Origin of the sequence: Photobacterium sp. SKA34, assembly GCF_000153325.1 — a bacterium.
Taxonomy (GTDB): Bacteria; Pseudomonadota; Gammaproteobacteria; order Enterobacterales; family Vibrionaceae; genus Photobacterium.
This window is the reverse complement of the sequence record NZ_CH724144.1, coordinates 377,138-391,904: the sequence shown is the minus strand read 5'-3', so window position 1 is coordinate 391,904 and position 14,767 is coordinate 377,138. Positions and strand designations below refer to the sequence as shown.

The 14,767-nt window shown below is 41.1% G+C and carries 11 protein-coding genes, 1 tRNA gene and 1 pseudogene; 8 read left to right on the top strand and 5 right to left on the bottom strand.

Annotated elements, in window-relative coordinates:
- Nucleotides 1-7: 7 nt before the first annotated feature.
- The 5 genes and pseudogenes from SKA34_RS18120 (at nucleotide 8) to SKA34_RS18100 (ending at nucleotide 6,408) form a co-directional block, all read left to right on the top strand.
- A pseudogene (locus SKA34_RS18120) lies at nucleotides 8-2,180 on the top strand (type I secretion system permease/ATPase).
- Nucleotides 2,170-3,483, top strand: a complete 1,314-nt coding sequence (locus tag SKA34_RS18115) for an HlyD family type I secretion periplasmic adaptor subunit (RefSeq protein ID WP_006646974.1) — start codon at nucleotides 2,170-2,172, stop codon at nucleotides 3,481-3,483. Before SKA34_RS18120 ends, SKA34_RS18115 begins: the two are co-directional and overlap by 11 nt.
- A 66-nt stretch (nucleotides 3,484-3,549) precedes the next feature.
- On the top strand, nucleotides 3,550-4,860 hold the full coding sequence (locus SKA34_RS18110; RefSeq protein ID WP_006646973.1) for a TolC family outer membrane protein: 1,311 nt from the start codon (nucleotides 3,550-3,552) through the stop codon (nucleotides 4,858-4,860).
- Nucleotides 4,861-4,862: 2 nt separating this feature from the next.
- Nucleotides 4,863-5,471, top strand: a complete 609-nt coding sequence (locus tag SKA34_RS18105) for an OmpA family protein (RefSeq protein WP_006646972.1) — start codon at nucleotides 4,863-4,865, stop codon at nucleotides 5,469-5,471.
- A 10-nt stretch (nucleotides 5,472-5,481) separates the two neighbouring features.
- On the top strand, nucleotides 5,482-6,408 hold the full coding sequence (locus SKA34_RS18100) for a PstS family phosphate ABC transporter substrate-binding protein (protein WP_006646971.1): 927 nt from the start codon (nucleotides 5,482-5,484) through the stop codon (nucleotides 6,406-6,408).
- Between the two features lie 109 nt (nucleotides 6,409-6,517).
- Here the strand turns inward: SKA34_RS18100 and SKA34_RS18095 are convergent, their stop codons facing one another.
- From SKA34_RS18095 to SKA34_RS18080, 4 genes are all read right to left on the bottom strand, one after another.
- Nucleotides 6,518-6,961, bottom strand: a complete 444-nt coding sequence (locus SKA34_RS18095; protein ID WP_006646970.1) for an L-alanine exporter AlaE — start codon at nucleotides 6,959-6,961, stop codon at nucleotides 6,518-6,520.
- A 329-nt stretch (nucleotides 6,962-7,290) separates the two neighbouring features.
- Nucleotides 7,291-8,502, bottom strand: coding sequence for an OFA family MFS transporter (locus SKA34_RS18090; RefSeq protein WP_006646969.1), 1,212 nt, complete (start codon nucleotides 8,500-8,502; stop codon nucleotides 7,291-7,293).
- A gap of 180 nt (nucleotides 8,503-8,682) precedes the next feature.
- Entirely contained in the window at nucleotides 8,683-9,417 is a 735-nt protein-coding gene (locus SKA34_RS18085) for a LytTR family DNA-binding domain-containing protein (protein ID WP_039860832.1), read from the bottom strand.
- Between the two features lie 10 nt (nucleotides 9,418-9,427).
- Nucleotides 9,428-11,053, bottom strand: a complete 1,626-nt coding sequence (locus tag SKA34_RS18080) for a LytS/YhcK type 5TM receptor domain-containing protein (protein ID WP_006646967.1) — start codon at nucleotides 11,051-11,053, stop codon at nucleotides 9,428-9,430.
- 245 nt (nucleotides 11,054-11,298) lie between these two features.
- Between SKA34_RS18080 and SKA34_RS18075 the strand changes: the two genes are divergently transcribed.
- Genes SKA34_RS18075 through SKA34_RS18065 form a run of 3 tightly spaced genes read left to right on the top strand, consistent with a single transcriptional unit; the run spans nucleotide 11,299 to nucleotide 14,212 of the window.
- Nucleotides 11,299-12,948, top strand: a complete 1,650-nt coding sequence (locus SKA34_RS18075; RefSeq protein ID WP_006646966.1) for an ABC transporter permease — start codon at nucleotides 11,299-11,301, stop codon at nucleotides 12,946-12,948.
- 18 nt (nucleotides 12,949-12,966) lie between these two features.
- Complete coding sequence (locus tag SKA34_RS18070) at nucleotides 12,967-13,617, top strand: ATP-binding cassette domain-containing protein (RefSeq protein WP_039860830.1); 651 nt, start codon at nucleotides 12,967-12,969, stop codon at nucleotides 13,615-13,617.
- The gene (locus tag SKA34_RS18065) at nucleotides 13,607-14,212 is read left to right on the top strand and encodes a CDP-alcohol phosphatidyltransferase family protein (protein ID WP_006646964.1); all 606 of its coding nucleotides are present in this window, start codon (nucleotides 13,607-13,609) and stop codon (nucleotides 14,210-14,212) included. Before SKA34_RS18070 ends, SKA34_RS18065 begins: the two co-directional genes overlap by 11 nt.
- A 378-nt stretch (nucleotides 14,213-14,590) precedes the next feature.
- On the opposite strand, the gene SKA34_RS18060 is transcribed toward SKA34_RS18065, so the two are convergent.
- Nucleotides 14,591-14,681: transfer RNA gene (locus SKA34_RS18060), tRNA-Ser, on the bottom strand.
- Between the last annotated feature and the right edge of the window lie 86 nt (nucleotides 14,682-14,767).

The following is a 14,767-nucleotide window of genomic DNA, read 5'->3' as shown; positions in this document are numbered from 1 at the left end:
GGATGGTATGAGTAGTAAAAATCCGCAGTTAGATAATGACCTCTGGCTAGCCTCTATATTATGGCTATGCCAGCATTCGCTGTCATCGTCTTAAAGTCACCTCAGGTTTACCCTTAGTAGAGGGTAAGCTTGACGATTCTCTGTTTGAACGAGCAGCCAACCAAGCTCAGTTGGACGTTGGCTTGCACCCGAAAAAAAAGCTAATCACAGCAAGTTTACCTGCCGTTGGTATTACCGAGTCCGGCACACCAATCATTATCAGTGAATACACTGATAGTTTGTTTAAAACAGTCCAGTTTCAAGTCAATGAAACACACTCCCCAACACCTGTTGTCTCGCAACAATCAGCCGATGAGTTAACGCATCTACTCTGTGGAGATGTTTGGCAAATTTCGCCAATCCAAGTTGCAGATCCTCGGGTAGATGACATCAAACCTAAACCGAAAAAGCATTGGTTGCGTGCGGCGATTTCAGAGGTAAGACCTTGGTATCGTGATCTTCTCATTGCCTCTATTTTTATCAACCTACTCGCTCTTGTCGTGCCGTTATTTACCATGAACGTCTATGATCGCGTAGTACCCAACCAAGCTTTTAATACCTTATGGGTGTTAGCTGCTGGTGTATCTATTGCGTTGATATTTGATTGGTTATTACGCGAGGCACGAAGCGCTATCACCGATATGGCTGGGCATCATATTGATACCAAACTATCGGCAATTTTAATGCAAAAAGTATTGGGGATGAAACTTGAACATCGTCCCCAATCAGCCGCTGCATTTGCGCGTCAAATTCAAGATTTTGACAGTGTGCGAGAGTTTTTCACATCAGTCACTCTAGTTACCTTGGTGGATTTACCTTTCACCTTGTTCTTCCTTGCATTAATTGGTTGGCTTGGCGGACCTATGATGTTTGTTCCTATCGTTGTTATGGTGGTGCTATTGCTCCTAAGTACCATCATGAAAGGAAAAATTGGTCAAACCTTAGATGAATCAGCTCGCTTATCGACTCAGAAACAAACCCAATTATTAGATAGCTTATATAATCTTTCTGATATTAAACAAAACAATGCTGAAGGCATTATCCAACGTCGTTGGGAGCAAACGATTTCTGCGCTGTCGGACTGGCACATTAAGTCCCGTAAATACACCAATGTTGTGTCTCATTCAGTGATGAGTAGTCAGCAAATCGTCACCATCGGTTTAATTATTATTGGTGTTTATCGTATTTCTGAAGGCTTACTCAGCATGGGTGGATTGATTGCTATCGTGATGCTGAGCGGTCGTGCTGCAAGTTCAATTAACCAGTTATCGATGTTAATGCTGCGCTATCAGCAAAGCCGATCTGCTATTACAGGGCTTGACCAAGTGATGGCACTACCGCAGGAAAGTAATGAGCATCAGGTCATGGATCGCGGCGAGTTTAACGGTAATGTTCAGTTAGATGATGCGAATTTCGCTTACCATGAACAACAGTTCAACGCTCTAAGCAATATCAAACTAGCCATTCGACAAGGTGAGCGTGTGGGTATTATTGGTGCAGCAGGCTCAAGTAAATCGACTCTTTTAGCCCTACTTTCCTATCAATATCGTCCAAGTTCAGGACAGTTGTATTTTGAAGGGATTGATGCCCAGTTATGGCCGCCTGCTGCCCTTCGTAACAATATCGGTTGGGTTGGACAGCAGCCGGCCCTTATCTACGGCACTATCTATGAAAACATCTTATTTGGCTGTGATGAAGTCGATGAAAAACGCCTAAGTCATGCCATAACTACTTCTGGTTTAAATAGCTTTATGGATCGCCTTGCCAACGGACTAGAAACCCAAGTCGGTGAAAACGGTCGTAATTTATCAGGCGGTCAACGTCAAGCTGTAGCACTGGCTCGCGCATTGTATCGCTCACCTAGCCTATTGTTGATGGATGAGCCAACTAGCGCTTTAGATCAACAAGCTGAAGAGCATTTTCGTCAAGCCCTTCATAAATTACCTCGTGATATCACCATGGTGATCAGCTCTCACCGTCAATCTATTTTGGCACAATGCGATCGTATTATCGTGTTAGAGCGTGGGCAAATTGTTGCTGATGGTGATGCGAAATCTATTCTCGCCAAACAGAAGCCACAACGTCCAGTTAGTCGTGTTCGCTCCGTCAGTATTGTTCAAGGAGGCGGTAATGAGCAGTAATTTAAAATGGGCAAATCAAAAGCACGCCTATCGTTCTCGTAAAATCGTTTGGCTTTGTTCGCTATTAGTTATCTCAATTATCACTTGGGCTGCTTATTCCAAATTGGAAGAAGTGGGCGATGGCAAAGTTGTGCCGACCCTCGCCATTCAAAAAATTCAGAGTTTAGAAGGCGGTATTATTGAACAAGTCTTAGTTAAAGCAGGCGAACAGGTAAAAAAAGGTCAGCCTTTAATTATTTTAGATGACACCCGTTTTCGTACCGCTTTCCAGGAGTCAGATGAGCATTACCGCACGCTACAAGCGCAAATCAAACGCCTGAAAGCCGAATTAGACACCGTAAAAGTCAATACCAAGGAAAAAGATTGGAAAAAACAAATCACTATTTCACATCAAGCCATCGCTTTTGATGATTTAAGTAAGCGTGCTCAGCTTAATGCTAAAGCCAACTATAACGAACGTATTGGACAAATTGAGTCACAACTTGAAGAAGCACAACTTACGATTGAACAGCAAACAGAAGCACTGCGTGATGCAAAAAGTAATACATCCACACTTTATAGCAGTCTTCGTTTAGTCAATAAAGAAGCCAAAATGCTCGAAGGTGCGGTAAAACGTGGTGCCGTTGCAGAAGTTGAATTGATCCAAACACGTCGCGATCAGGTGAAACTACGCGGTGAAATTGCCAGTTCAAAAGTCGCACAACAAAAAACATCAGCAGCCTTACGTGAAGCGATTGTGATGCGCCGTAATCTTGCGTTGGAATTTAGGACCTCAGTCCAAGCTCAACTTAATGAAGCAACCAACCAATTTGCCCAGTTAGAAGATAGCCAAGAAGGATTAGCCGATCAGCTAAAACGAACTGAAATTACGGCCCCAATGGACGGCACGATTAAAGATATCTTGGTGCGCTCATTAGGCGGTGTCGTCAAGCCCGGTGAACCGATCATGGAATTAGTCCCCAATGACAGCAAATTAATCGTTGAAGCGCGAATTTCACCACAAGATATTGCATTTGTGAGCAAGGGCTTAGAAGCAACAATTAAATTTACTGCTTACGATTTTGTTGTCTACGGTGGACGTAAAGGAACGGTGACATATGTCAGTGCTGATGCGCTGCAAACGGAAGATGGTACCGCCTATTACCGTGCTCATATCCAACTCCATGATGATCCTGACACTCGTCTTCAAGTTATTCCCGGCATGCAAGCCATGGTGGATATATTAACGGGAGAAAAAACCGTTTTGAGCTACTGGTTAAAGCCGTTATTACGCGCCAAAGCAAGTGCATTAAGAGAGCCATAACATTTAGCTAATTAGTCATGCCGTTTACATAAAACGGCATACAGGATAAGAGATAAAGGAAAAGGAATGCGTTTATCATCATTAATAGCAGCTGTGCTATTTTCATCAAGTGCTGCGCACGCGATCTCTTTAGAAGAGTCAGTTGCCTCAGCCATTGATTACAGCCCACAAATCGCTGGGCAATATGCCCGCTTTCAATCAGTGCTTCGTGAAGTCAATGGCGCACAGGCTGATTACTTACCACAGGTAAATCTATACGCTGCTGCGGGTTATGAAGAAACCCGTTACAACAGTGGCAATAAAATCCCCAAAGACGATCGTGGCATGAACCGAACTGAAATTGGTTTAAAAGCTTCACAGTTAATCTTTGATGGTTTTAAAACCTCAGCCAATACTGATCGCCTTACCTATGAAGCAGAATCTGAGCGGTTAACCTTGTTATCTGATGCAGAAGATATCTCATTAGATACCACACGCTTATACATGGAAGTACTGAAAGCCAAAACCATTCATGAATTAACCCAACGTAACGTTCGTGAACATGAAGCGATTTACCAAGATATTCTGGATAAAAACTCAAAAGGTTTAAGCAGTAATTCTGACTTGGCACAAATCGCAGCTCGTGTTGCGACGGCGCGCTCATCACTTATTGCCGCTGAAAATAACCTCTACGATCTCGACGCCCAATTCATGCGTTTAGTTGGAAAACCGGCAACAGGTTTAATCGATCCTGTGGTCGATACAGCCCTACTGCCTAGCAGCAAAGAAATTGCCATTAAACAAGGCATTAAGCAACATCCTGAAATTCAAGCAGCCATGGCTGATATTAAAGCGGCACGTGAAGAAATTCGCCGTGAAAAAGGCAATTACTTCCCTGAGTTTAAGCTAGAAGTGCACGCAAATGCCAACGACAACGTGGGTAATACTCTGGGTCCAGATCAAGATGCCCGTGTCATGCTAACCATGAATTACGACATCTATAACGGTGGAAAAACCAATGCAGATACGGAAGCCTCTGCATGGCGTCATGAAGAAGCACGTACTATCCGTTTGCGCGCAGAGCGTGAAGTAGTTGAAGGAACAACCCTAGCGTGGAATGCCTACAACATGTTAGAGCAACAGAAGAAATTGTTAAAACAGAACGTTGATGCAGCAAAAGCGGCTGAAATGGGTTATGAAGAACAATTTCGTTTAGGTCGTCGTAGCTTACTTGACGTACTTGATGCAAAAGTAGAAGTGTTCCTTGCCCGCAAGAGCTACATCAATACTGAATATGACCACACCCTAGCGGCGTATCGCATTCTTAATGCTATGGGTAAATTGACCTATGCGTTACGTGTTGAATATCCAGAACAATGGCAGGCGAAGGAGCAATAATCATGAAAAAATCACTACTTTCTCTCATTTTATTGCCTTTGCTTTTAACTGGCTGTGCAGACATGCCTGATACCCAAGTCACTCGCCATCAGATTGATGATCTTCGCGATCATGATAAAGATGGTGTGATCAACCAGCGGGATATGTGTGCAGATACACCTGCTGGTACGCAGGTTGATATTACAGGCTGTGCACCTTGGGAAGTGAAACCGAAATACGACATCCAGACAGTTTACTTTAACTTTGATGACGACCACATTCGCTTAGATCAAAATGAAACTTATACCCAACTTTATGATTTATTGAAACAAAAGCCTCAGGCAAAAGTGATCCTTGTCGGTGATACTAGTCCTGAAGGTACTAACGAATACAACAAAGCATTAGCCCAACGTCGAACAGGCGTGATTAAAGATGCATTGATTGAAAATGGTATTGCACCTGAGCGCATTTCAGAGCAAGAGTTTACGCAGGTAACCGAATTAACTAAACACCTGAATAAACGTGAGCGACGCACCATTGCTATTATAACCAGCAACCAAATGGAGCCTGTAAAAAAATGGACGATTTACAGCTCTGAGCAATCAGCACAACATGCATCAACAGCACAGTGAGGGAATACTCGTGAATAAATCAACTTTAACTTACATGTTACCACTGGCGCTGTTTGTTTCTTCTGCTTATGCCGATAGCAGTAAAACCATTGCGGTTGAAAATGAACTCAATACCGTCGTCAATGAACTAATTTCAACTGCGACGTTGAACAATTATTTACTGACAGAACAAAGCAGTGACGTTCAAAAAATCATGATTGAAGACGGCGTAAAAATTGGTATTAGCTCTCGTCGCTGGTTAGATAGTGAAGTCGCAGTTTTTAAAGATAAATACGGTTATAAACCAACCGAGCTGTACTTTACATCCGATGCCATTGCCATTTTGGTTAACGAAGATAATCCAATAAAGTCTATTTCAATCAATGCGCTGGCTAATATTTTTGGCTGTCAATCATCACTAAAATCAATTCAATGGCAAACAGTAAGCCCTGTACTTGCCAACAATACTGAACTGACACAAGTACACGCTTATTCAGTCAATGGTGATTTATCAGCACACCGTAACTTCACCAAGATGATCACCTGCTACGATGGTCAAAAAACGGCAACTACATCGTTAAACAACCGTGAAGACTTAATCAATACTATTGAATCAAAAGAAAATGCCATTGGTTACACCGTATATCAAAGCCAAGATAAAGATATTAAACGTATTGATATTGTTGATAATAATGGTGAGAGTTTTGGATTAGATCATGAAACAATTTTATCAGGTCGCTACCCGCTTGCTAACGTCTACTACATGTACCTTAATTTAGAGCCAGCAAATAGCTCTCTATCGCCGCAGCAAACGGCCTTTGTAAATTACGTAATGACACCAGAAGCGCAGCAGACACTCACTGACAATGGCTTTATCGATTTACCTGTAGCGGCAATTACGCGCAACAAGGTCGTATTAAAACAGCAGCAACCTCAGATTCAGGGCGGTTATAAATAACGGAAAAATCGCTTTAAAACAGCCATTAATTGATATTTATCGCTATCAAAGCAATAAGGGCGTAAAGTTAAACTTTACGCCCCTGCTTTATGCTATCGAGTATTGTTAATCATGCAGCATTCGGTACGCGGAACATGCGGCGACACATTTCTAAAAACTGCCCATAAACAATGCCCAACGCACCAGAAACCACGATATTACTGGTTACCGCAGTGACAATCTGATCAAAGTTCGCCCCTACAACAAATAATATGCAAGCATAGATCGGTGATTGAAATAACACATAGGCCACCATATCAGAGAAGCCTTTCATCCAACGTTTTGTTGAAAAACGCATACCTGTCCGGATCATGTAATCTCTAAACATGCCATAAGGCCAAGCAATCGCAATATTAACAGGGATAGATAATGTTCGCGATGCTAACGACTGCTCAAACGACATACCTGAAATAAAGATCTCAATCATCATGCCAGCGGCAAAGCTAAACACAACCATCGCAAAAGTATCTGCTGCGGCATTTCTATACTTTAAAGGAAACTTAATTACAGACATGGCTATCTCTTACCAAACAATACACCAGTTAAAACACTGCATAGAGTGACGTTAACTGCTTTTAAATTCATAAGCAGTTTATTCGCGTATTAAACCAGAGTTTATGTAAAATAAGACACCGTATTTTAATGTTATTTTCAGTTTGGTAACTAACTTTCAATATGAAAATAGTGTTTTAAACTGCCTTTATGCAAATTAGACAGTGTAATTATTTATATAGAGATTAATTATGCTGCGCCCTTTCCCCCTGCATACAGGTAACAAAAAATCCGAGCATACATTTTAAATAAGCGCTCGGATTTGTAGATATTGTTTAACAAATGATTCTGTTAGTGACTTACAACTAACAGTGACTCACTTTCACCGTTAGGTAATTGAATGGTTAATGCAATCACAAGAGACACTATCAATAATGCGAACATCAAGTAGAAAGTTGCAATAAAGCCACCAAAAACGGATGCGACAATAGAGCCAATCAAGCTGCCAACACCGAAACCTAGATAAATAACACCATAGTTTTTAGTCAGATTATTCAAACCAAAGAAGTCACTCACTAATGATGGGAACACGGTTAAGGTGCCACCAAAACTAAACGCGATACATGCTACTGCAGCATAAAATACCATCATATTTAAATGAGCAAATAACAGTGCGCATACACCCACTAAACAGATCGTCAACGCAATCGCTATTACCTTAGTACGCGCGATTTTATCTGACAGAATACCAAGTACTAAACGTCCACTGATATTAGCTACGGCAATAATAGTCACTGCTGATGCTGCAACACCAGCAGTTAAGTGTACATAAGATTGGCCAATATCTTTGGCAACACCGATAACATATAAACCGCTCATACATAAGGTTAAGAAGACCAAAGCAAGCATCCAATATTGTGGGTGTTTCATTGACTCAGCTAAGCTGTAATCACGAGCGCCCTCTGCTGCTTGTTCCGCTGAGATTTCTTGTTTAGGTGCATCAGTCATTAACATTCCACCAAGAATAACCATAATCATGGCTACAACACCCCAAATATCAAATGTCGTTTCAAGACCGCCATGCTGAAGGAAGTACATGTTAATGAATTTGAAGCCTAAACTACCAAGGCCGTAAGCACCAATTGCACACGCTGAAATTAAGCCTTTACGCTCTGGGAACCACTTCACACAGTTAGATAGGGTCATTAAATAGCCCGTACCATCGGCAAAGCCAATTAAGAAACCCGCAAACACATAAAGTAAAATAAGATTAGTCGCGTGAGCCGTTAGCAATAAACTTGCCCCCAATAGCACACCTGCGCCAATAGTGACTTTACGTACACCAAAACGCTCTTGCATTTTACCCGCCATAGAAGAAGCAACTGCCAACGCTAAACTCAATATACCGAATGAAAACGCAACACGACTAACAGGCTCTGATAACTTGTCAGCAAGTTGGGCATTGAACAAACTCCATGTGTAAACCGAACCCAATGCAAACTGGATAATAATAGTGCCAATTAAGGTTAGAACACGGGTTCTATTCGAGATATGAGTGCTCATCGTCGTACTCTCCAAGGGGACTTATAACGCTGGCAATAACCTGATCAGTTATCGCTTCCGGTTCCCAACATACGACTATTAATAAAGATAACAATAGAATTGAAAAACTATAAAATGAGCTGCCTGCTCAGTGGAATTAAATGCAATATATCAGCATGAAATGCATTTATCGTTTACCTATTAAAGCTTCATCCGTTCACGGAACTGCTTAATGTTACTGCGGCTTACAGGCACCTGCTGTTCATGATGCTGTAGTTTCAACATGTAAGTACTATTTATCCAAGGGATGATTTCCTGCACCCGTGAAAGATTAATACAGTACGAGCGATGACAACGGAAGAAGTCATATTCAGGTAATTTCGCCACCAGCTCACTAATTGCCATTGGCGCAATAAAGCAGCCATCAGCGGTATAAACTGTGGTAACTTTTTCGTTGGCTTCCGCATAATCAATCTCGCTAACAGGCGTGATAACAATACGGTTATCTTTCATTAAATTTATTGTATGACTACGCGATGGCTCAAACGCTTGTTGTTCTAGTTGGTTTGCCTCCTGATGTTGCAGTTCTAATTTTGCTAACAGCCCTTTCATCCTTGTTTCGCTAATGGGTTTCAACAAATAATCGAACGCTTCAAGTTCAAAGGCATCAACCGCATGATCTTTATAAGCAGTGGTAAATACAATATGGGGCTTATGTTTAAATTGAGCAATATTACGTGCGAGTAACATGCCATCAATCGACGGAATATTAATATCAAGAAACACGATATCGACTTGGTTAGTTTGAAGAAACTTAAAGGCTTCTAATCCATCTTCAAAAGCAGCCTCAATATGAATATGGCTATAGGTTTGAATTAAATATGTTAACTCTTCTCGTGCTAAATATTCATCTTCAACAATTAGCGCTTTCATCATGGAATAACCTTTATTTTACGTAAAACAACATTTCAGTGCCTTTTTCTAGGCGACGAATATGCAAGCCTTCTCCGTAAAGCAGTAATAAACGCTGATGGACATTATTTAAACCTATACGATGAGAATCAACACTGCCTGTATACAGTTGATCGATGATGTTTTGCGAGATCCCAATACCTGTATCTTGGATCATAATGGCAATTCTTTCACCAACTGTTTTCACTGAAATCGTCACCGTTCCCGGCTCTCGGGATGGTTGAATACCATGCAGAATGGCATTTTCAACGATCGGCTGAATGAGTAAACATGGAATAAGAGGATGAACATCTTCAATATCAAAAATAACGTCGAGTTTATTACCAAATCGGGCTTGTTCGATGGCAACATAATCGCGCACTTGTTGTAATTCTTCTTGGATATCGATCAATTCAACATCACGTTCTAGGTTATATCGCAGAAAATCCGCTAAATTAGCAATCAATTGTCTTGCATGATCAGGGCGAATACGGATCAACGTCGAAATCGCATTTAACGCATTAAATAAAAAGTGAGGATTAATTTTACTTTGTAAGGCAGAAAACTCGGCTTTGCTTGCCATCGCTGTTAATTGTTCAATTCGAGACACTTCCATTTGAGTCGAAATAATCTGCGATAAACCAATCGCCATTTCACGCAGTGATAAACGGATCTGATCAGGACGACAATAAAAGATCTTCAATGTGCCACTCACCTCACCATTTTCCCACAATGGAATGATCAACAAGGATCGAAACTCATGCACATTTAGGTTATTACTGATAATCTGCTTACCCGTTGTTACCGCTTGGCGCGTCATGCCACTGATCTGATGGTGAGCATCAAGAAAATTCTCTTCGCCACTCCCCGCATAAGCACGTACATCAACAGTATCGGTAATAGCCACCGCATCAGCATAAGTATATTCACGAATAATGTTACATACCTTCTGTAGCGACTCTCGGCTATTAATCCGAAAATACGGTAAGGTTTTATTTGCAATATCTAACGCCAGTTTGGCTTGCCGAGCAGCCACAATGTCTTTTTCTTCATCCAGCCCTTGGACTAATTTAATAATTAAACCGATACATAGTGTCCCTGTTATCATCGGAAAACTAATATGCGAGACGATGTTATAGGCAAGCGCTTTATTATTCGACAGAGCCACAATAAGCAGCATAGTTAATATTTCGCATACCATGCCTGCTAATATCCCCAGCTGGGCATAATGTTTTTTCTGACACGACACGTGGATCCATGTAGCTAGTACTCCTGCAAAAATACTGGTGATCAAACACGCCACAGATGTTGGACCATCAATATCAATCAAATAACGGTGAATACCAGCAATGATCCCCGCAGGAATCCCCACCCAAGGGCCAAATAATATTCCGCCTGATACCACTGCAATGATCCGTACATTAACTAATGAACCGTCAACTTTCACCCCCGTATACGTACTTAAAACTGCAAAAAGGATAAATAAAAGGGAAATCATGGCAGTTTCAGCAGGTTGACGATGCTGTTTTTTAACAATCGATTGAAAATGCTGGGTTTGTGTTAATAAAAACAGTGCCATTAATAGTAAAGCTGCACGTTCAAACACCGCTAGCAACATCATTAATTGGTCGTTATACACAAGTAACCTACTAATAAGAAAATAAACGCAATTATACGAAATATAATTTTAGTCACTGGTTATGAAAGAAAAGTTTGCAAAAACGGGTCATAGTTATCGTCACGGGTAATTTATTGATTAAATAATTAAAATCGCATTGCTTATTGCATAATTATAATTACTATCAGCATCGTCTTACGTCTCTTATACGTTAAGACGGCAACCTTTTTTAACCATGAGAACACGGTATGTTACCTGCGTTTTACTTTCTTTTACTTGCCGTGTGTATTTTACCGACATTGCCAGGGCTACTCGGTGTGGTGATTACTGCATTGGGATATATGCCACCACTGGGGTTAACTCAATTCTCATTCATCGGTTTTAACCAAGTATTACAATGGCAAGGTGTCGAACACGCTATTGCCTTAACGTTTTATACAACGGCGGCTAGCTGTTTTCTTGCTTGTTTGTTTACCTTTGCAATCATCCAAACCTGTTGGGGCACCCGACTATGGCAGCGTATTGAATCAGCACTAAGCCCTCTACTCGCTATTCCCCATGTTGCTTTTGCGATTGGCTTTGCCTTTTTATTTGCACCAACAGGTATGGGCGTTCGTTTATTGTATTCATTACTCCCAGCCAATCTCAGCACTCATGCTGTCAGTCAAACCGCATTACTGATCAATGATCCTTATGGCTTAGGGCTTATCTTCATGCTCGCCTTAAAAGAAACGCCTTTTTTAATGCTAATGAGTATTCCGGTTCTCCAACAATTAAACATAGAGCAAACCCACAAAGTATCCGCATCTCTGGGCTATAACCATGCTCAATCATGGCTAAAGTGTATTTTCCCTCAGTGGTTACCTAAGATGCGTTTTCCGCTATTTGCTATCGTGGCTTATGGTGTCTCTGTCGTCGATGTTGCACAAATTATAGGGCCAACCAATCCTCCTACCTTTGCCGTTTTAGTCTGGCAATGGTTTATTGATCCAAACCTACAACTGATGCCGCGAGCTGCCGCAGGGGCAATCATACTGTTTGTTATCGGCACAATATTATTAAGTATTACGGTGGCTATAGAATGGTTACTCACCCAATTTTTTAAACAATGGCAATGGTCAGGTAGATATGGCCTTGCGCTTCCAGGGAAATCACTTTTTAGTCTAATGCTGGTATTAGCAGCGATGATTATCCCAGTATTAAGTCTATGGTCGGTCGCACTACGTTGGCGCTTTCCTGATTTGCTTCCAAGTCGTTATAGCTTGCGCTTTTGGCAACTAGAATGGAGTCATATTCTTAGTACAATTAACATTAGTGTGGTGATCGCATTGATCAGTGCATCGATTGGGCTATGTTTTTCCATTGTCGCGCACGAATATCGTATAAAACATAAATGGCATATTCCTAACTATATTGTTGCCATTCCGATGTTGATCCCACAGCTATCGTTACTCTTCGGTTTGCAAGTACTAACTTTATTTTCCTCACTTAATACTTATCTATTATGGGTCTGCTGGGCTCATCTCTTTTTTGTTTTCCCTTATGTCTATCTCGCACTTGATGGTCCTTATCGCAGTTATGATCAACGTTTAACTCAAATTGGATTAAGTTTAGGGAAAACACCTTTGCAGGTATGGCTTAAAATAAAGCTGCCACAATTATCATCGGCATTTATTTTTGCATGGGTTATTGGCATTAGCGTCAGTTTGGCACAATACCTCCCAACATTAATGCTAGGTGCTGGCCGAATAAGTACCTTAACGACAGAAGCCGTAACCCTTGCCAGTGGATCAGACAGGCGAGTTACCGCTATTTACGCCTTATGCCAAGCGCTGATCCCATTATGCTTTTTTATTTTAGCTCGACGAATAAACCAACGAAAAACAATAAACACTTAAAGATAGAGTCCACTAATCATGAGCCTAAACATCAACAGCGTCACAATATCAATGCCTAATAGTGATGTTTTACTGTCTTCTTTTTGCTTACAAATCGCAAAAGGAGAAATCGTGACCTTAATGGGAGCGAGTGGCTGCGGAAAATCCACCTTATTAAATTACATTGCAGGTCATTTAAGTGATGCATTTCAGGCACAAGGTAGCCTTATATTAAATAATAACGATATCACCGAAGTACCGGCTCACTTACGCCAGATAGGCATGTTATTTCAAGATGATTTGCTCTTTCCTCATCTATTAGTCTGGGAAAACCTTGCGTTTGCACTTCCCAGTAACATTAAAGGTAAAGATCGCCAGAAGCTGGCTCTTAATGCCCTTGAAGAATTGCAGCTATCAGCGTTAGCAAATACTTACCCTCATCAAATTTCAGGCGGGCAACGTGCGCGAATTAGCCTTACTCGACTGCTATTAGCCCAACCTCAATTAATCTTATTGGATGAGCCATTCAGTAAATTAGACAGTGACCGCCGTGCGCAATTTAGAAGTTGGGTTTTTAACCAAATTCAGCAAGCACAAATACCCACTTTAATGGTGACGCATGATAAACAAGACATCCCAACCAATAGCCGTGTAATCAATTGGCAAACGGAGAGCCATTATGCTCGATAGTGTAAGTATTAAGATTATTAAAGCGCCGCTGAATATTATTGCAGCCCGTCTACATCCCTATGGTATTACTGCAAATCAAGTCACCTTCACAGGCTTTCTTATCGGTTGCTTGGCGCTTCCAGCATTAATTACAGAGCACTATTTGATTGCCCTGTTTTTTATCTTGCTCAATCGTATTTGTGATGGTGTTGACGGTGCGCTTGCTCGTATTCAAGGCATTACTGATGCGGGGGGCTTTCTTGATATTAGTTTAGATTTTTTATTCTATTCCTTAATACCTTTCGGCTTTGTACTCGCCAATTCAGAGCAAAATGCCATAGCTGGTGCATTTTTAATCTATGCATTCATTGGAACGGGCAGCAGTTTTCTTGCTTTTGCCGTTATGGCCAGTAAGCGAGGTATTGAAAACCCCGTATATCGTAATAAATCATTGTATTACATGAGTGGATTAACTGAAGGCACAGAAACAATCGCTTGTTTCATCCTCTTTTGCTTGTTCCCTCAACACTTCGCTGTCATTGCCTATATTTTTGCGTCAGCATGTTGGTTTACCACTTTTACGCGTATTTATGGTGGTTTTAACACCTTGAAATGAAACAACATAAGATGCTAAAAATGTAGCGTTAGCATCTTATTACTTCCCTCTTAAAGGCATTAAAAAAGAGAAATCCCCCCGTAACGATCTGCATATCTCCCGTGATATTGCTTGTGATCGTTACGCCTCACATAACAAAATGTGTAACGGTAAAAAACAACTTCCTGACTTTATTTAAAAGAATAAATCGATAGAAAACAGAGATTTTGTGGTGTGGTACAACTTAACACTACACCACATTCAACGAGGTGAAGAGTCCTCTGAAATAGATATACAACGCAATAGCTTTAAGCTCGTACTTAGAAATTTATATTGAGGATAAATTTTATCTAAACGCAAAAAAGCCGCTAAGGGTTAACTTAGCGGCTTTCTTTAATATGGCGGAGAGATAGGGATTTGAACCCTAGATACGCTATAAACGTATGCCGGTTTTCAAGACCGGTGCTTTCAACCACTCAGCCATCTCTCCTAAATTGTTATCTCTTAAAAATAAGAGATGGCGGTGAGGGAGGGATTCGAACCCTCGATACGTTGCCGTATACACACTTTCCAGGC